Origin of the sequence: Luedemannella flava, from assembly GCF_039528515.1 — a bacterium.
GTDB lineage: Bacteria > Actinomycetota > Actinomycetes > Mycobacteriales > Micromonosporaceae > Luedemannella > Luedemannella flava.
Window position 1 is genome coordinate 1 of record NZ_BAAALT010000022.1, and the last position, 19,408, is coordinate 19,408.

Annotated in this window: 11 protein-coding genes; 2 read left to right on the plus strand and 9 right to left on the minus strand. The window is 72.0% G+C overall.

Going from position 1 to position 19,408, the window contains the following annotated elements:
* Positions 1–100 precede the first annotated feature (100 nt).
* From ABD211_RS05120 to ABD211_RS05145, 6 genes are all read right to left on the minus strand, one after another.
* Entirely contained in the window at positions 101–1,393 is a 1,293-nt protein-coding gene (locus ABD211_RS05120) for a cellulose binding domain-containing protein (protein ID WP_344126735.1), read from the minus strand.
* A 145-nt stretch (positions 1,394–1,538) separates the two neighbouring features.
* Positions 1,539–2,720 carry a CaiB/BaiF CoA transferase family protein gene (locus ABD211_RS05125; RefSeq protein ID WP_344126737.1) on the minus strand — a complete coding sequence of 394 codons (1,182 nt, stop codon included), beginning with the start codon at positions 2,718–2,720 and terminating at the stop codon, positions 1,539–1,541.
* 94 nt (positions 2,721–2,814) lie between these two features.
* The gene (locus tag ABD211_RS05130; protein ID WP_344126739.1) at positions 2,815–6,879 is read right to left on the minus strand and encodes a M4 family metallopeptidase; all 4,065 of its coding nucleotides are present in this window, start codon (positions 6,877–6,879) and stop codon (positions 2,815–2,817) included.
* Between the two features lie 134 nt (positions 6,880–7,013).
* Positions 7,014–8,195, minus strand: coding sequence for a fumarylacetoacetase (gene fahA / locus ABD211_RS05135; protein WP_425560349.1), 1,182 nt, complete (start codon positions 8,193–8,195; stop codon positions 7,014–7,016).
* 19 nt (positions 8,196–8,214) lie between these two features.
* Positions 8,215–8,691, minus strand: coding sequence for a hypothetical protein (locus tag ABD211_RS05140; RefSeq protein ID WP_344126743.1), 477 nt, complete (start codon positions 8,689–8,691; stop codon positions 8,215–8,217).
* 155 nt (positions 8,692–8,846) lie between these two features.
* A complete protein-coding gene (locus ABD211_RS05145) occupies positions 8,847–9,746 on the minus strand; it encodes a TIGR03619 family F420-dependent LLM class oxidoreductase (RefSeq protein WP_344126745.1) in 900 nt (299 codons plus the stop codon).
* 76 nt (positions 9,747–9,822) lie between these two features.
* On the opposite strand from ABD211_RS05145, the gene pulA reads away from it, so the two are divergent.
* Positions 9,823–15,300 carry a pullulanase-type alpha-1,6-glucosidase gene (pulA, locus tag ABD211_RS05150; RefSeq protein ID WP_344126747.1) on the plus strand — a complete coding sequence of 1,826 codons (5,478 nt, stop codon included), beginning with the start codon at positions 9,823–9,825 and terminating at the stop codon, positions 15,298–15,300.
* A gap of 487 nt (positions 15,301–15,787) precedes the next feature.
* On the opposite strand, the gene ABD211_RS05155 is transcribed toward pulA, so the two are convergent.
* From ABD211_RS05155 to ABD211_RS05165, 3 genes are all read right to left on the minus strand, one after another.
* A complete protein-coding gene (locus tag ABD211_RS05155) occupies positions 15,788–17,044 on the minus strand; it encodes an MFS transporter (RefSeq protein ID WP_344126749.1) in 1,257 nt (418 codons plus the stop codon).
* Positions 17,045–17,079: 35 nt separating this feature from the next.
* Complete coding sequence (locus ABD211_RS05160) at positions 17,080–17,514, minus strand: MarR family winged helix-turn-helix transcriptional regulator (protein WP_344126751.1); 435 nt, start codon at positions 17,512–17,514, stop codon at positions 17,080–17,082.
* Between the two features lie 78 nt (positions 17,515–17,592).
* On the minus strand, positions 17,593–18,756 hold the full coding sequence (locus ABD211_RS05165; RefSeq protein WP_344126753.1) for an SGNH/GDSL hydrolase family protein: 1,164 nt from the start codon (positions 18,754–18,756) through the stop codon (positions 17,593–17,595).
* Positions 18,757–19,045: 289 nt separating this feature from the next.
* Here ABD211_RS05165 and ABD211_RS05170 point away from each other — a divergent pair, with 289 nt between their 5' ends.
* Positions 19,046–19,387 carry a DUF1232 domain-containing protein gene (locus tag ABD211_RS05170; RefSeq protein ID WP_344126755.1) on the plus strand — a complete coding sequence of 114 codons (342 nt, stop codon included), beginning with the start codon at positions 19,046–19,048 and terminating at the stop codon, positions 19,385–19,387.
* The last annotated feature ends 21 nt before the right edge of the window (positions 19,388–19,408 follow it).

The window sequence follows — 19,408 nt, forward strand, 5'->3', positions numbered from 1 at the left end:
ACCCCACCACTTGATCACGAAAAGTGCGAAAGTCGAGCACGCGGATGTCCGCGTGTTTCGTGCCAAGATCGACTTTGGTGATCAACTAGAGTGCGGCATGTCAGCAGCCGATGCGGCTCGCGCCGACGGCCACGTCGTCGTACCAGAGGGTGTCGGCGCCCTCGCCGTAGCTCTCCCAACCGATGCGGAAATTGCTCAGCGCGGGCCGCCAGTTCGGCCGGCTGTTGACCCACTGGGAGTCGATGTCGGCCGTGGCGACCATGTCCTCGCGCAGGCCGGCGACGTCGGCGCCGTTGATCCACGTCTGCATCTGGCCGTTGGCACCGCTGACCATGAACTCCACGCAGGTCCACGTGTTCGTGGGCAGGTCGACGGAGTAGGACAGGCCGACCGGGCTCTGCACCGGCAGGGTCTGGTCGTCGGACTCGCGGTTCCACTGCAGCTTGTTGCCCTGGCCGCCCATGCGCAGGTCCCGGCCGCCGTCGGCGGTGTCCTTCATGGCCAGGAACGTCACGTGCGAGGACGGCAGCGCGGTGGTGTGCCGGACGTAGAACCGGGCGTACCACGTGTTGCCGGTCAGCGCGGTGGCCGACTGGACGAAGACGTGGTTGCAGTAGCCGGCGGTGCCGTTGACCTTCAGCGACTTCGAGCCCGACCGCGCGGTCGTCGTGTCGATCGTCGCCGTGCCCGAGCCGGAGCAGTTGGGGTTCTGGACGCTCCAGGCGCCCGACGGCGTGCCCGCCGCGAGGCTCTCGAAGCCGTCGCAGATGCTCGCGCCCGAGCAGCCCGCCGGCGGAACCGACGTGACCGGGGCCGAGGTGACCGGGGCGGAGGTGACGGGAGCCGACGTCACGGGGGCGGAGGTCACCGCGCGCGACGTGACCGGCGCGGAGGTGACCGCGCGCGAGGTCACCGGCGCCGACGTCACCGCGCGGGAGGTGACCGCGGCGGACGTGGTGGTCGTGCCGCCGCAGGCGACGCCGTTGACCGCGAAGGCGGTCGGCGTCGGGTTGCTCGACGAGTACGTGCCCTGCACCCCGAACTCGGTGGCGGCGTTGGCGGCGACGTTGCCGTTGTACGACATGTTCGTCGCGGTCACGGACGTGCCGCTCTGGCTGACGGTGGCGTTCCAGCCGTTGGTGATCCGCTGGTCGCCGCTGTAGCTCCAGGTGACCGTCCAGCCGCTCAGGGCCTGGTCACCGCCGCTGACGCGGATGTTGGCGGTGAAGCCGCCGGGCCAGGAGTTGGGCGCGTACGTGACCTGGCAGCCCGTCGCGGCGTTGGCGCCGGGGGCGATGACGAGGGCCACGGCCGTGGCCGCGAGCCCGCTCGCCAGGGCGGCAGCCGCCGCCACCGTGCGGCCGCGACGCGACCGCCATCGTGAGATCCACATGGGTGTGCCGATCCTCTCTCCGCCCCACCCAGCGCCGGGGATTCAATCGATGAACTTCGCTGGATAAAGGGCCGGGTTCAGTGTATCCAGCAGCAATCATCGATGAAATCAACGTCGATGCAGGGCGAGAGGCCCCAGGTCGGAGCTATTTCGACGGCGGAACTTCCACGGCCACGACACCGGCCTTGGCCAGCCGTGCCACGTCGTCCTCGGCGAGCCCGGCGGCCGCCAGGACCGCCGCGGTGTCCGCGCCGAGCGGCCGCGGCGCCCGGACCGGACCGGCCGGGGTGGCCGCGAACCGGGGGGCGGGCGCCGGCTCCACCGTCCCATCGTCGCGGGTCCGGTAGGTGCCGCGCGCGGCCAGGTGCGGGTGGTCGGGCGCCTCATCCATGCCGAGTACGGGCGTGACGCACGCCTGCGTGCCGTCGAACAGCCGGGCCCACTCGTCCCGCGCCCGCCCCGCGAAGATCTCGGCCAGCCGGGCGTGCATCGCCGGCCACGCCCACCGGTCGTACTGCGCGGCGAAGTCGGGGTCGCCGGCGAGCCCCAGCACGGCGAGCAGCTCGGCGTAGAAGCGCGGCTCCAGCGCGCCCACCACGACGTGCCCCCCGTCCGCGCACCGGTACGACCGGTAGAACGGCGCCCCGCCGCTGACGATGTCGATGCCGCCGACGGCCTGCCACACCCCCGGCCGCCACGCGCCGTACGCCATGGCCAGCAGCAGCGCCGAGCCGTCCACCATGGCGGCGTCGACCACCTGTCCCTGACCGGTCGTCCGGGCGTGCAGCAGCGCGGCGAGCAGGCCCACGGCGAGCAGCATCCCGCCCCCGCCGAAGTCGCCCACCAGGTTCGCGGGCGGCACGGGCGCCCAGTCCACGGCGCCGGCCGGCCGGATCGCGTCCAGCACGCCGGCGAGGCCCACGTAGTTGATGTCGTGGCCCGGGGTGTGGGCCGCCGGGCCGGTCTGGCCCCAGCCGGTCATCCGGCCGTAGACCAGCGCCGGACGGCGGGCCAGGCACACGTCGGGGCCGAGGCCGAGCCGCTCGGCGACCCCGGGCCGGAACCCCTCGATCACCGCGTCCGCGCCGTCCACGACGCGCAGCAGGGCGGCCACGCCGTCGGGGTGCTTCAGGTCGACGGCGACGGAACGGGCGTTGCGGTGCAGCACGGCGTCGGGCGCCGGGGCGCCGGCCTCCTCGACCCGCGCCACGCGGATCACGTCGGCCCCCAGATCGCCCAGCATCATTCCGCAGAACGGCGCCGGCCCGATGCCGCCCAGCTCAACCACACGCAGACCGGCCAGCGGTCCTTGACCTTCATCCGTCACGTGCCGACCCTGCCACATCGGGTCCAGCCGGCACAGACATGGAGCGGGGGCCGCGACCCGTCTCCGGTCGCGGCCCCCGCCGTCATGTCGGCCGTCAGCCGATGGCGGCGCCGAACAGCGCGCCGACCTCGGCCCTGCCGTCGAACTGGTTGCCCGTCTGGACCTGCAGCCCGGTGGTGGTGGGCCCGGCGGCGTAGACCATCAGGGCACCGGTGCCATTGTCCTCGCCCGGGATGCCGACCAGCAGGTTGGCCCCGGTACCAGACCTGATCTTGATGATCGCCAGCGCCGCCCCGGTCCGGTCACCGGTCTCGTTGCCACCCGTCGCCGTGGTCTGGCCGATCGCCACCGCGCCGGAGCCGGTGAGACCGCCCGAGCCGCCCTTGAGCACGGCCACGGTGCCGGCGAACGCCTGCGTCCCGACCGCCTCGCCCGGCGCGCCCACGGCCAGGTCGACGTACCCGTCACCGGTGACGTCGCCCGTGGCCAGCGTGCCGCCGAAGAGGTCGCCGGTCTCGCCGGTGTCCGGCACGCCCGAGGTGTTCTGCGACAACGCCGTCGAGCCCGAGGCGGTGATACCGCCGGACGAACCCTTGAGGATCGTCACGGCGCCCGCGCCGGCGCCCGTGCCGCTGATGGCCTCACCGGGCGCGCCGACCGCGAGGTCGGCGTACCCGTCCCTGTTGAAGTCACCGACCGCGAGCGCGGCACCGAACAGGTCGTTGGCCTCGGCCGCGCCCGGCACGCCGGAGCTGTCCTGCGACATGCCCTTCGATCCGGTGCCGGTCAGGCCGGACGACGTGCCCGGCAGCACCACGAAGGCGCCCGAGTTCGCCTGCGTCCCGATGCCCTCGTGGGCGACGCCCACGGCGAGGTCGGCGTACCCGTCCCTGTTGAAGTCGCCGAAGGCCACCGCGTTGCCGAAGCGGTCGCCCGCCTCGCCGGCGCCCGGCACCCCGGACGAGTCCTGCGTGAACCACTGCTTGTTGGTCGTGGTGAGACCACCCGACGCGCCGCGGAGCAGGCCCACGCCGCCCTTCGCCGCGTCGGCGCCCTCCACGCCGATGGCGAGGTCGGCGTACCCGTCCTTGTTGACGTCGCCGGCGGCGAGCGTCCTACCGAAGCCGCTGGCGGCGGTGGCGAACGTGTTGCTGGCGAAGACCCGCGCGCCGCGGGTGGTGATGCCCTCGGACGAGCCGTAGAACACCGAGACCGTCCCCGCCGTGCTGCCCTTGGCCGCCGCGCCGACCGCCAGGTCCGCGTAGCCGTCGCCGTTGAAGTCCGCGCTGGCCACCGAGGAACCGAACTGCTGGCCCACCACCGGCACGGCGCCGTACGCGCCCATGCCGGCCGTGAGCATCCGGGCGCTCGCCGGCGGGAGGCCGACGCTGCTGCCGCCGTAGCTGACCGTCACCGCGCCGGCGTCGGCCAGGCCGCCGAGGTCGCGGTCGGGCGCGCCGATCGCGGCGTCGTTGATGCCGTCGCCGTTGTAGTCGGAGTGCACCGGGTTCCTGGCCGCGCACGTGTAGACCCGCACGTTGTCCAGCCACCAGCCGTAGCCGGCGCTGTCCGGCGTGAACAGGCCATCGGTCACGACCTTGAACTGGAGCCGGAGCTTCTTGCCCTGGTACGTCGCCTGGTCGAGCGCGATCTTCGACGACGTCCAGCCGCGGCTGTCGCCGCCGAAGCCCGTCGTGCCCGTGGCCCAGATCGACCGGTTCGGGCCGTTCGTCCAGGTGCCCTTGGGCGCCGGGAAGCTCGGGTTGGTCGCCGTGCTCGTCGTGGCCCCGAAGAACCCGCCGTCCAGGAAGATCTCCTCCGGGTCCTCCGGGATCGGGCCCCACCAGTCGAACGCGTCCAGGTGGTCGAAACGCACGTAGACCGTGCCCGTGGCGGGCAACGTGATGCCGGTCTTGAGCGTCGCGGTGAGGGTGCGCGACGCCGTGTCCGGGTACGGAACGTCCATGTACAGGGCGTTGCCCGCGATGGTGCTCGGCTTCACCGTGCCGTCGAGCTTGACCGTCGAACTGACCGTCCAGGCGTCCGCGTTGATGAACCTGTCGAGGAACAGGTTCTTCGGGCCCTGGCCGGCCGGGCAGGCGTGGGCGTGCTTGATCGCGGCCTCCTTGGCCGGCTGCACGGTCATCCGGACCGCCGTCACCGCGTTGGTGACCGAGACGCACTCGCTGGTGTAGCCGAGGTTCGCGCAGGCCTGCTGGAGCGCGTACGCCAGGTCGCCGTAGTCGGCGCCCGAGGTGAGCAGCTGCTCCGCACCCAGCCAGATCCTGCCGACCTTGGTGAGGTCCTTGATGCCCGCGACGGTGACGCCGTTGAACGTGCCGCCGTCGGTCATCAGGTAGGCGGCCTTGTTGCCGACGCCGCTGTTGATGTGCACGCCGCCGGCGTCATACCACAGCGGGTTCCACAGCTCGCTGTTGACAGTGGGGTCGTTGCCGGTCTCCGCCATGGCGTCGGGCTGGGAGAACAGCGACGGGTTGCTCATGCTGCGGATGGCACCACCCGTGTTCGGCGGCCGCGGGCGCGTCGGGTCGATCGGCAGATCCTCACCGACGAGCCAGCGCATGTCGTCGCCGTCGGCGCCGGGAACGAGACGCGGCGTACCGGGCTTGACGCCCTGTCCGGCCGACTCGCTCGTCGGCGCGGCGCCGCTCGTGACCGGCGCGGACGTCTCGGCGGCCGAGGTCTGCGGAGCGGCGGACGTCGTCGGTGCGTCGCTGGTGACCGGCGCGGACGTCTCGGCGGCCGAGGTCTGCGGCGCGGAGTCCTCCGGGGCCGGGGTCTCCGCCGCGGACGTCCCGGCAGCCGAGGTCACCGGTGCCGACGTTGCGGGAGCCGACGTGGTCGGCGCCGCGGTCGTCGGGGCGGCCGAGGTGGCCGGGGCCGAGGTGGCCGGGGCGGTCGTGGTCGGCGTCGCGAGCGACTCCCCGTCGAAGGAGAGGTCGAACAGCTCGCCGAGCACGTCCGAGATCGACTCGTTGATGGCGCCGGACTGGTAGTAGTACAGGAGGTTGGACGTGTACTGCGTCACGCCGTGCGTGAGCTCGTGCCCGACCACGTCGTCGACGACGTACCCGTCGCCGAAGACCATCTGCTTCTCGTCGCCGTCCCAGAACGCGTTGGGGTACCTGCAGCCGCTCGACGTGTCGTACGACGCGGGGCAGAAACGCGTCGTGGAGATCAGCGGCAGTGCGCCGTTGCCGTCGATGCCGTCGCGGCCGAGGCTCTGCATGAACCGGTGCACGGCGCCGGTCAGCTCGAACGCGTAGTCCGCGTCGGCGATGCCCGACGGCCCGCTGGTCTCCGTGCGTACGGGGTTGTTCGCCGCCGACAGGCAGATGGGGTCGGCGAGGTTCGGGTTGTTGGCCAGGTCGCAGACCGAACGGTTGGGCTCGCTGGCCGTCTCCACCTGCGAGAACGTCAGTGCGATGTGACCGCTGCGGGCGTCGACGAGGACGAACTGGTCGACGTTGCGGCGGCTGGGCGCGGTGACCTCGACGTGCCACACCGGGCGGGCGCCCGGGACGCCGTTCGGGGCGACGAGCGAGGCGTCGTAGAGCGACAGCGTCGCCGTACCGGCGCGCAGCTTGCTCGCGGCGATCTTCAGCTTGCGGGCGGTGGAGGCGACGGCGTACTTCTTCGCGTCCGCCGCGGAGATGGTCGCCTTCGTGGTGGCGCCCCCGGTGGCGCCCGCCTCGCCGTTGATGGCGAGCAGGCCACCGGCGGAGTTCACGGTGACGGCGAGCTGACCCCCGATGACCGGCAGGCCGCCGTACGTCTGCTGGAAGCGCACGACCTCGGCGGCGCCCTGACCGAACGAGCGGACGGTCGTGAGCTCCTTCGCCGGGTCGGCCACGCCGAACGCGGTGCCGAACGACGTCAGGTGCGCGCGGGCGGCCTGCTCCGGGGTGGCGTCCCTGGGCAGGTCGGCGGGCGGCGCGATCGGACGGTCGGGGGACGTCGTCAGGTACCGGGCGAGACCGTTGTCGCCTACCTGGATCGTCGGGCCGTTCGCCGCGACCAGCGACGCGACGGGTGCGGGTCGTGTGACCAGCACGGCGACGCCAGCGGCCGCGGCGATAACCGGGGCGGCCACGAGGGCGGTCAGCGTGAGGGCACGACGGTTGAGGGGGATTCCCACCGTGGGTGACTCCTGCCGGGGTGAAGCGGGGATAACGAGCACCGCACTCTACGGCGAACGGACGCCGCCCGGTCGCCCCGTCGACCGCGGGTGGGCGACCTTTAGCCGTTTGTCCGAGCCGACGGCCCGAAAGATCACACCTGCGCTGGACGCACCGTGCCGCGCACCTCACCGAGCGCAATCGGCACCCCGCCCGGGCCCGGCGCGGTGGCCGTCATGACCACCTCGTCGCCGTCGGCCAGGAAGGTCCGCGTCGCGCCGTCCGCGAGCGTGACCGGGTCGCGCCCGTTCCAGCTGAGTTCCAGCAGCGAGCCCCACTGGTCGCGGTCGGGGCCGCTGACCGTGCCGGAGGCGAACAGGTCCCCGGTGCGCAGGCTCGCGCCGTTCACCGTCAGGTGGGCCAGCTGCTGGGCGGCCGTCCAGTACATCGTGGCGAACGGCGGGCGGCTGACCACGTGCCCGCCGATCGTCACCTCGATCGCGATGTCCAGCCCGGCCCGGTCGTCGCCGGCCAGATAGGGCAGGACGGGCACGTCCCGGGCCGGCGGCGCGACCCGCGCGTGGTCGAGCGCGGCCAGCGGCAGCACCCACGCCGACATGGACGTGGCGAACGACTTGCCCAGCAACGGCCCGAGCGGCACGGTCTCCCACGCCTGGATGTCGCGCGCCGACCAGTCGTTGACCAGCACCACCCCGAAGACGTGCCGCTCGAAATCCGCGACCGCGACCCGGTCGCCCATCGCCGTGGGCACGCCGACGACGAACCCGACCTCGGCCTCGAAGTCCAGCCGCCGCGACGGGCCGAAGGTGACCTCCGGGTCGCGGAACTGCCCGACGGGGCGGGTGACGTCCGTGCCGGAGACGACGACCGTGCCGGCGCGCCCGTGGTAGCCGACGGGCAGGTGTTTCCAGTTAGGAAGCAGAGCCTCACCCGACGGGCGGAAGATCCGGCCGGCGTTCGTCGCGTGCTGCTCGGACGCGTAGAAGTCGACGTAGTCGGCGACCTCGACCGGCAGGTGGAGCGCCACGTCCGCCAACGGCGTGAACAGGTCCGGATCCGGGTCGGCCGCGAGCCAGCCGCGCAGGTCCGCGCGCACCGTCGCCCACGCGTCCGGCCCGGCGGCCATGAACGGGTTGAGCACCGGGCCGGCGAACAGGTCCGCGTGCGCCCACCGCAGGCGGTCGGCCAGCGCGGCGACGTCCAGGACGTACCCACCGAATCTGACGCCGACCCGACGCGGCCCGCCGCCGACGGAGAAACTGCCGTACGGCAGGGCCGAAAGTCCGAACGGGTGGTCCGCCGCGACGTCGATCACGTCGGTCACGCTACGCGGGTCAGTCGTCGTTGCGGGCACGCCCGCGGCGGCGCGCCTTCTCCCACAGCTCCAGCGGCACGAACACCAGCGTCATCAGGATGACGGCGACGAACGCCCAGGTCGAGACGATGCCGGGGCCGATGTGCCCGACGCCGAGGCTGTCGGTCCACCCCGGGTTCAGCCCGAGCGGCGGGAAGCCCTCCCAGAACAGCACCCACAGCAGCGGGATCAGGCCCATCGCCACGCCGTAGGCGGTGAAGTGGCCGGCCCTGGAGAAGATGATCCCGATGAGGACCGAGACGATGAGGTAGACCAGGACCGCCGTCCGCTGCGCCCCGTCGTCCGGGATCCGGTCCACGACGAAGTTCCAGGCGCCCGCGACGGCGTCGAACACCGCGGTGTGGAAGGCCGCGAGCAGCACCAGGATCGCGACGGTGACGACCGAGATGAGTACGCCGCGCAGCACCAGTTTGCTGCCGTCTTCCCGCCTGGCCATGTCGCTCCTTGAGGGGGTGGTGGAGTCGGGCTGCGCAACATAGTGACACCAAGCGGCCACGGTGGCGAGCCGCGCTGCGTAACCGTTACTGGCGCCCACGGATCCCTGCCGGCCCGCCAAGCCACCAGAAGTCGACTTCCGCAGTAAGTGGCGCTCTAGGGCGCGAGTGCCGTGAGGAGGGTGTCGGCGCGGGTGGTGGCCTCGTCGGGGTCGGTGGCGGGGTTGCCGATCAGGGGGTCCCAGTTGAGGTCGAGGAAGACCTCGGTGACGCCCTGGTCGGCCAGCCAGGCGAGGTCGGCGCGGATGTCGTCCGGCGATCCGGACAGGCGCGGGCCGCGCTCGCCGGGGCGGACCACGCCCCGGCACACGATGCGTACCGCGGCAGGGTCCTTGCCCGCCTCAACCGCGCCGCGCCTCACCTCGGCGACGTCCGCGGCGATCGCGGAGAGGTCCTGGGCGCTGCGGCTGATCCAACCGTCGCCGAGGCGACCCGCCCGGCGCAGCGCGGCCGGCACCGAGCCGCCGAACAGCAGCGGCGGGCCGGGTCGCTGCACCGGCTTGGGATCCATCCGCGCGGCGGGGACGGCGTAGAACTCGCCGTCGAACGAGGAGACCTCGTCGGCCCACAGGGTGCGCAGGACGGCGGCGTACTCCTCGACGCGCCTGCCACGGCGCTCCATCGACGCGCCGGTGGCGACGAACTCGGCGGGCGACCAGCCGGTGCCCAGGCCCAGGTCGAGGCGACCGCCGGAGAGCAGGTCCAGGGTGCCGGCCTGCTTGGCGAGGACCGTGGGCGACACGAACGGCGCGTTGACGATGGCGACGCCGAGCCGCGCGGTCGACGTGTGCGCGGCGGCGAAGCTCAGCGCGATCAGCGGGTCGAGCACCGCCCGGTAGACGGGCAGGACCTGCTCGTTCTCTCCAACGATCAGTCGCTGGAACGTCCACAGCGACCCGTAGCCCAGCTCCTCCGCCCGGGCGGCGAAGCGGGCGACGTTGGCCGGGGTGGCCCAGGCGCCCGCGACGGGCAGTCCGAATCCGACACGCACGCCCATACCCTAGCCTTGCAAAACCTTGCTGCAACTTTCTGGAAGGAGTACCGTCCGGCCATCCCCCTCAGGAGAGGCCTCCATGAATCTCTTGAAACGTCCCCGTAGCCCGTACGTGATCGGGCTGTCCGTCGCGGTCGCCGCCAGTCTCGGAGCCATCGGCGTCTCCCTGGCCAACCGTCCCGACCCGCTCCCCGAGCCCACCATCGCCGCACAGCCCGTCGACTGGACCACCGAGCCCAGCGACGCCCAGCTCGCGGCCCGCGCGCCGCAGCGGCCGCGCAACGAGCAGTTCTACTTCGTACTCCCCGACCGGTTCGCCAACGGCGACACCGGCAACGACAAGGGCAAACTGTCCGGTGACCGGCTCAGCACCGGTTACGACGCCACCGACAAGGGCTTCTACCACGGTGGCGACATCAAGGGCGTGCTCAACAAGCTCGACTACATCCAGGGCCTGGGCACCACCGCCATCTGGCTCGCGCCCGTCTTCAAGAACCAGCCGGTGCAGGGCGAGGGCGCGAACGCCTCGGCCGGCTACCACGGCTACTGGATCACCGACTTCACGCAGGTCGACCCGCACTTCGGCACGAACGCCGACCTGCGCAAGCTCGTCGAGGCGGCGCACAAGCGCGGCATCAAGATCTACCTCGACGTCATCACGAACCACACGGCCGACGTCATCCGCTACAAGGAAGACAGGTACGGCTACGTCAGCAAGGCCGACTCCCCCTACGAGGACGCCTCCGGGCAGCCGTTCGAGGACCGCAACTACGCGGCCGGGACGAACGGGTTCCCCAAGGTGAACACGGGCTCGTTCCCGTACACCCCGGTGTTCGAGAGCCCGGCCGACGCGAAGCTGAAGGCGCCCGCGTGGCTCAACGACCCCACCATGTACCACAACCGGGGCGACTCGACGTTCAGCGGCGAGAACAGCGAGTACGGCGACTTCTTCGGGCTCGACGACCTGTGGACCGAGCGTCCCGAGGTCGTGCGCGGCCTGACGAGGATCTACCAGGACTGGATCGGCAGCACGGGCGTCGACGGGTTCCGCATCGACACCACCAAGCACGTGAACATGGCGTTCTGGCCGCAGTTCACGTCGGGCATCAACAGCTACGCCAGGACGCACGGCAAGCCGGACTTCTTCATGTTCGGCGAGGTCTACAGCGCCGACCCGGAGGTGTCCTCGTCCTACGTCCGCCAGGGTCAGCTCCCGGCGACGCTGGACTTCGGCTTCCAGGACGCGGCCAACGCCTTCGTGTCCAACGGCGCGTCGGCGCAGCGGCTCGCCTCCGTCTACGCGGCTGACGACCTCTACACCACGGCGTCGTCAAGCGCCGAGCGGCTGCCGACCTTCCTCGGCAACCACGACATGGGCCGCATCGGCATGTTCATCCGCAACGGGGTGGCCGGCACCGACCCTCAAGCCCAGCTCAAGCGGGCGATCCTCGCCGAGCAGCTGATGTTCCTCACCCGGGGGCAGCCGGTCGTCTACTCCGGCGACGAGCAGGGCTTCACCGGCGCGGGCGGCGACAAGGACTCGCGGCAGGACATGTTCGCGTCGAAGACGGCGGACTACCTGTCGCAGCCGCTCATCGGCACGAGCAGCACGCACGCGGTGGCCAACTACACCACGTCCCACCCGATCTACCAGGCGATCGCCGAGTTGGCGGCGCTGCGCAGCGCGCACCCCGTCCTGGCCGACGGGGCTCAGGTCACCCGGTTCGCCGCCGATGGACCAGGTGTCTTTGCTGCCAGCCGCTTCGATCCGGCCAACCCCGTCGAGTACGTGGTGGCCGTCAACAACGCCACAACTGCACAGACGGTGTCCGTGCCGACGTTCTCGGCCGGCATGTCCTTCGCGCAGGTCTACCCGACCGGCGGGGGAACCGCGTCCACCGACGCGGACAAGAAGCTGACCGTCACCGTCCCGGCCCTGTCGGCCGTGGCCCTCAAGGCCGCGGCTCCGGTGGGCGCCGCCGACGCGTCACCGAGTATCAAGATCACCTCACCGACGGGCGGTGTCGCCTCGCGCGCCGAGGTGGTCGCGGCCGTGGGCACCGACGCCCCGGCGCAGGTCACCTTCGCCGTGAAGGTGGGCGACGGCGGCTGGCGCCTGCTCGGCACCGCCGACCGGGCGCCGTACCGGGTGTTCCACGACCTGACCGGGCTGCCGGCGGGCGCGAAGCTCACGTACAAGGCGGTGGTCCGCGACCCGGCCGGCCGCCTGACGTCGACCACGTCGACGGCCACGGTGGCGACCCCGCCGCTGGCCGGCGGCGCGCCGGACAACCTGGTGGTGCACTACCTGCGCGGCGACGGCTCCTACGACCCGTGGAGCACCTACGCGTGGGGCGACATCGAGGCCGGCATGAGCTGGCCCAGCGGGGCGCCGTTCAGCGGCGAGGACGCCTACGGCCGGTTCTCCTGGATCAAGCTCAAGCCGGGCGCGAAGAGCGTCGGCTTCCTGGTCGTGGACAAGTTCGGGACCAAGGACGTCGAGTCCGACCGGTCCGTGGACCCCACGGCGCACGGGGAGATCTGGCTCAAGCAGGGCGACCCTAAGGTCTACACGTCCTACCAGGAGGCCACCGGCCAGGCCCCGCCGGCGCCTGACCCGAATGTCGCCGTCCTGCACTACCACCGGGCCGACGGCGACTACGACGGCTGGGGCCTGCACCTGTGGACCGGGGCCGCCAACGGCACCGACTGGGGCTCCCCGTTCCTGCCGACGAGCATCGACGCGTTCGGGGCCGTCTACCGGGTGCCGCTCGCCGCGGGCGCGACTAGCCTGTCCTACATCGTCCACAAGGGAGACACCAAGGACCTGCCGGCCGACCAGTCGCTGGACCTCGTGGGCACCGGCCGGGAGGTCTGGCTGCTCTCGGGCGTCAACGGGTACCTGCTCCCCCAGGCGAAGAAGGTCACCGCCGACCTCGACCTGAGCAAGGCCAAGGCCCAGTGGATCGACCGCTCGACGGTCGCCTGGAAGGCCGGTCCGACGGACGGGCGTTCCTACTCGCTGGTCTACTCCCCCGACGGCGACCTGAAGATCTCCGACGGACAGCTCACCGGGGACCAGCGGGTCATCCGGCTGTCCGCCAACGCCAACGGGCTCACCGAGGCGCAGCGGAAGACGTTCCCGCACCTGTGGCAGTACCCGACCTTCGCGGTCGACCCGCGCGACGTCGCCAAGCTGCGCGAGGCGCTGCGCTCGCAGGTGGTCGCCGTCGAGCGCGACGACGCCGGCAAGCTGCTGTCGGCCACCTCGGTGCAGCTGCCGGGCGTGCTCGACGACATCTACGCGGCCGCGGCCACGAAGGCGACTCTCGGGCCGACGTTCAGCGGCGGCAAGGCCAACCTCGCGGTGTGGGCGCCGACGGCCACGTCGGTCGAGCTGGAGCTGTTCGACAGCCCGAGCGCCGACCCGACCGTGAAAACCATGTCCCGCGACGACGCCAGCGGCGTGTGGCGGATCAGCGGGCCGGCGTCGTGGAAGGGCAAGTTCTACCGGTTCAGGGTCAGCGTCTGGCAGCCGGCGGCCGGCAAGGTCGTCACCGCGTCGGTCACCGACCCCTACTCGGTGGCGCTCGCCGTCAACTCCACCCACAGCCAGCTCGTCGACCTCACCGACGCCGCGACGGCGCCGGCCGGTTGGGCGTCGCTGGCCAAGCCGAAGGCGACGGCGCCGGGTCAGATCCAGATCCAGGAGCTGTCCGTACGGGACTTCTCCATCGCGGACACCACCGTCCCGGCGGCCGAGCGCGGCACCTACCTCGCGTTCGCGAGGCCGGGCGCGGCCGGCATGACCCACCTCTCCTCGCTCGCGAAGGCCGGGCTCACGCACGTACACCTGATGCCTGTCTTTGATTTCTCGTCGGCGCCCGAGAAGCGGTCCGACCAGGCTCAGCCCGGGTGTGACCTGGCGGCGTTGCCGGCCGACTCCGACAAGCAGCAGGCGTGCGTGGCGGACATCGCGGCCAGGGACGGCTACAACTGGGGCTACGACCCGTGGCACTACACGACGCCGGAGGGCTCCTACGCGGTCGACCCGGCCGCGCGGAGCAGGGAGTTCCGGCAGATGGTGGCCGGGCTCAACGGCGCCGGGCTGCGGGTGGTGCTCGACGTGGTCTACAACCACACGAGCGCGGCCGGCACCGACGCGCACTCGGTGCTCGACCAGCTCGTGCCGGGCTACTACCAGCGGCTGCTCGACGACGGCACTCCTGCCAACTCGACGTGCTGCGCCAACACGGCGCCCGAACACGCCATGATGGGCAAACTGGTCGTCGACTCGGTGGTGACCTGGGCTCGCGTCTACAAGGTCGACGGCTTCCGGTTCGACCTGATGGGCCACCACCCCAGGGAGAACATCCTGGCGGTGCGTTCAGCCCTGGACTCCTTGACGCTCGCTCGCGACGGCGTCGACGGTAGGAAGATCTACGTGTACGGGGAGGGCTGGGACTTCGGCGAGGTGGCCGGCAACGCCCGCTTCGTCCAGGCCACCCAGGCCAACCTGGCCGGCACCGGAATCGGCACGTTCAACGACCGGCTCCGCGACGCGGTGCGTGGGGGCGGGCCGTTCGACGGCAACCCGCGCCTGCAGGGCTTCGCGTCCGGCCTCTACACCGACCCGAACGGCGACCCCGTCAACGGGTCCGCCGCCGCGCAACGCGACCGGCTGCTGCACTACAGCGACCTGATCAAGGTGGGGCTGGCCGGGAACCTGGCCGACTATTCCTTCGTGGACTCGTCGGGCAACCGGGTGACCGGGTCGCAGGTCGACTACAACGGCTCGCCGGCCGGTTACACCGGCGCGCCCGGTGAGGCGGTCACGTACGTCGACGCGCACGACAACGAGATCCTGTTCGACGCGCTGGCGTACAAGCTGCCGGCGGGCACGTCGGCTTCGGACCGCGCGAAGATGCAGGTGCTGGCGTTGAGTTTCGCGACGCTCAGCCAGGGCGTCGGGTTCGCGGCCGGCGGGTCGGACCGGCTGCGGTCCAAGTCGCTCGACCGCAACTCGTACGACTCGGGTGACTGGTTCAACGCGATTCAGTGGGACTGCTCGGCCGGGAACGGGTTCGGGCGCGGGCTGCCGCCGGCGGCCGACAACGGGTCGAAGTGGTCGTTCGCCCAGCCGCTGCTGGCGAACCCGGCCATCGTGCCGGACTGCGCCGCGGTCGACGCGGCGTCGTCGGCCTACGCCGACCTGCTGGCGGTCAAGAGGTCCTCGCCGCTGTTCAGCCTCTCCTCGGCCGGGCAGGTGCAGGCCCGGCTGTCGTTCCCGCTGTCGGGCACGGCCTCCGAGACCCCGGGCGTCATCACGATGCTGCTCAAGGACTCGGGCCCGGGCGGGCGGCTGGACAAGCGCTGGAGGTCCATCACGGTGGTCTTCAACGCCACGCCGTCGGTTGCGACCCAGAAAGTGCCGGCGCTGGCCGGCGCCACGGTCGCGGTGCACCCGGCGCTGCACGTGACGGGGGCCGGGTTCGACCGCGCCACCGGCACGTTCACCGTCCCGCCCCGCACCGTCGCGGTGTTCGTACAGTCCTGACAGGTCACGACCGGGGGGCGGCGGCGACCAGCTGCCGCTCCCCGGTCGCTGCGGTAACGACCGTCGGGGTCGCGTCGGCTCCGGCGCCGTGGGCGCGAACGCGTGCCGGAGCGCCCGCGCCGAACCCGTGCACTACCCCGCGCGTCGGAAGTGCGCATGTGGCAGACCCGAGACCGGCCCCGACCGCCAGAAGTGCACATCTGACGAGGTCGAAGGCTGCTCGGCCCGCCAGATGCTCACTTCTGGCGAGCCTGAAGCGCCTCCGGCCCGCCACATGTGAACATCTGGCGCGGCGCGACCTCCCTGGGCCCGCCACATGTGCACATCTGGCGACGACACGACCTCCCCGCGCCACCAGAAGCGCACACCTGGCGGGCACGGCGTGGGATATCTCGCCAGATGTGCACACGTGGTGTATCCGGAACGTCGCCACCCACCAGGAGGCGGGGTGGCGGCGTCCGCCGCGTCACCAGTGCGGGTCGTGCGGTCAGTCGGCGTCACCGACGGCGATGGCCTCCGCCTCGGCGGTGCTGCCGGGTGCAGGCGCGTGGGCGCCGACCAGGAAGCGGCGGCCGGCGAGGATGGTCGCCACGGCGACCAGCACACCCGCGGTGCCCATCCAGAACGGCGCGTGCACGTTGACGTGCTCGGCCAGCTTGCCGGCCGCCCACGGGGCGACGGCTCCGCCGGAGAACCGCACGAACGAGTACGCCGACGACGCCACCGGCCGCTCGACCGGCGCGGCGCCCATGACCGCCTCGGTGATCAGCGTGTTGTTCACACCGAGGAACGCGCCGGCCACGATGATGCCCACGACCAGGACCGGCCTGTGCTCCGTGAAGATGGCCATGGCGGCCAGGTCGAGAGCGAAGCCGAACAGCGCGGCCGCGATCACCGGCACGGTGCCGAAGCGCCGCTGCAGCCACGGGGCCACGACCACGGACGTGAACGCGAGCAGCACGCCCCAGCCGCAGAAGATCCAGCCCACCTGCGAGGCGGTCATGTTGAGCGGGAACGGGGCGAAGCCCAGCAGCGCGAAGAAGCCGACGTTGTAGAAGAGCGCGGTGATCGCGACGGTGAGCAGGCCGGGGTAGCGCAGCGCCCTGAACGGGTCGATCAGCGACGTCCTGCGCGGTGCCGGCGGGGTCTTCGGCAGGAAGACGGCCGTGGCCACGAACGCGATCAGCATGAGGACGGCCACGCCGTAGAACGGCGCCCGCCAGGAGATCTCGCCGAGCTGGCCGCCGATGATCGGGCCGGCCGCGATGCCGACGCCGAGCGCCGCCTCGAACAGGATGATGGACTGCGCGACGGAGCCGCTGGCCGAGGCCACGATGGTGGCCAGCGCGGTGGCGATGAACAGCGCGTTGCCCAGGCCCCAACCGGCGCGGAAGCCGACGATGCCGCCGACCGTGTCCGACGAGCCGGCGAGCGCCGCGAAGACGACGATGAGGGCGAGGCCGAGGCCGAGGGTGCGCTTGGCGCCGATGCGGGTGGACACCACGCCGGTGATCAGCATGGCCACGCCCATCACGGCCATGTAGCTGGTGAACAGCAGCGAGACCTGGCTCGGGCTGGCCTGCAGCTCCTCGGCGATGGGCTTGAGGATCGGGTCGACCAGACCGATGCCCATGAACGCGATGACGCAGGCGAACGCCACGGCCCACACGGCGCGGGGCTGCTTGAGGATGGACGCTCTCGGCGGCGCCGTCACGGGCGCGGGGGCCACTCGGGTTGTGCTCATGGTGGTGCGACTTCCTCACTGACACAGGGGTTTGCTCACTGGCCCGCCTCGTGGGCGACCAGGGACTTCATGAGGTCGACGGCCCGGCGCAGGTCCGCGTCGGTGTGCGGACCGACGGCGAACCACCCGGCGACGACGCGGCCGAAGCGCTCGCGTCCACGCCGCAGCTCGGCGGCGCCCGCCGCGGTGAGGGCCACCAGCGACGCGCGCGCGTCGCGCGGGTCCGCGGCCCGCTCGACCCAGCCCTTCTCGGCGAGCAGGCGCACGGCCGCCGACATGGTGGGCTGGGCGCAGTTCTCCACCTGGGCGAGCTGCGTGATACCGATGGGCCCGCGCTGGTCGATCTGGGCCAGCAGCCGCAGCGTCTCCGGCGCGACCTCGTCGCCCGCGTGCCGACGCACGGCCCGGACCAGCCGCGACGCGTAGATCACCAGCTCGGTGGCGAGCCGGTCGGCGTCCTCATGAGCCATGTCCACCAAGATACATAGGCGCCCTATGTATCTTGGCAAGATGGATCTGCGACACGCGCCACAGGAAGGCCGGTCTCCCTAACGGAACAGCCCGTCCGGCACCGCGTTGGCGATCGCCTGGTAGCCGGCCGGGTTGATGTGCAGGTGGTCGCCCTCGTCGAAGGCGGCGAGCAGCCGGTGCGGGCGCTCCGGGTCGCGGACGGCCGCGTCGAAGTCCAGGACACCGTCGAAGAGGCCGCCGGTCCGGATCCACCGGTTGACCTCCTGCCGCGCGGCCTCGCGTCGACCGTCCGGGTCGTCGTAGGGGTCGCTCCCGCCGAACGGCGTGATCGTCGCGCCGTAGACGCGGTCGCAGCGCGCGTACGCCCGGGCGACGAGCTGCTCGTAGGCCGCGATGAGGTCGGCGGCGACCTGCTTCTGCGCGGCCTCGGTCGGCGCGGCCGTGCCGAGGTCGTTGACCCCCTCGAAGACCACGAGCCAGCGCACGCCGCTCTGCGCGAGGACGTCGCGGTCCAGCCGGGCCAGCGCGCTGGGTCCAAGACCATCATGGAGTACGCGGTTGCCGCCGCCCGCCTGGTTGATGACCGCGACGCCGGGGGGCAGACGGTCGAGCAGCCGGTCGGGCCAGCGGTCGTTCCCGTTGGTGGTGGACCCCCGCCCGTCGGTCAGCGAGTCGCCCAGCAGCGCGACCGCGCCGGTCGTCGCCGGCGCCCACACCTCCACGGCGCCGAGCAGGTACCAGTGGTCGACCGGGTCGGCCCCCGGCAGGTCGGCGTCCGCGACCCGGTTGCCGCCCAGCACGTACGACGTGGTGCGCGAGCCGGGGTGCGAGGTGAGCGCGTCCGCGGGGTGGCCCTGCGCCAGGTGCACCGACACGGTCAGGTTCGCCCCGCGCGCGAGGGGCACGTCGAGCGGGTCGGAGACCATCAGGGCGCCGGCCGGGACGACGACCGAGCGCTGCCCGTGGAACGTCACGGCCCGGGCCGTGTCCGGCCGGATCGCGCTGACGCCGGCCGCCCCGCCGGCCGGCAGCGCGACGCTCACCGCCGCGATCGCCAGCGGCACGTCGCCGAACGCGTTGGTCAGCCGCAGCCGGACCCGCTCGCCGCCCACCGAGACGCGGACGGTCTGCCGCAGGGTGACGTCGACGAACGCGCGACCGCCGGCCACGTGCGGCGGCAGGTTGTCGGGCTCGGTGAACTGCGGCATGGCCGCCCAGGTGGCCACCCAGTGCGCGTCCATGGTCCTCCGGCGGATGCTCTCCAGGGTCAGGCGGGCCACGAGCCCGCGCGGCCCGCCCGGTCGCCCCGGCAGGTAGTCGATGGGCCCGCTGCGTCAGAACCCATTCCGGGATGTTAGCGACATGTTTTCGCGGCGTTCAATGCTTCGAAATGACATTCGGCGTGCCCGGAAGTTCCGGCGCCGGCGAGATCGGCCCGGCCTGCGTGCGGTCGCCCGTACCCCGAAAGTTTTGGTGTTCGACGGACGGGGCGGGCGGGTATTACATGGGGACAGACGAAGGGAGCGGCCGATGTCGCGGGAGGCGTGGATCGTCGTTGGTGTGATCGCCGTCGTCGTCGCCGTGGTGACCCTCGTGTGGGCCATCCGCCTGCTGTCGCGGCTGTTCACCGTGCGCAAGTCGCTGCAGGCCATGGGCGCCAAGGGCAACCTGGTGTTCTGGGGCGCGCTGATCTACACGATCTTCCCGATCGACGTGCTGCCCGACCCGATCTACCTCGACGACGTGACGGTGCTCGGCGGGGCGCTGTGGTTCCTCACCCGGCTGCTGCGCCGGGGCAAGGCGCGCGACGGGTCGCTGACCCACGACAGCCGGCCCGTCGAACTCGGCAGCAAGCCGCGCCAACCGCGCTAACCGGGGTGTTCTGCCAGAAAA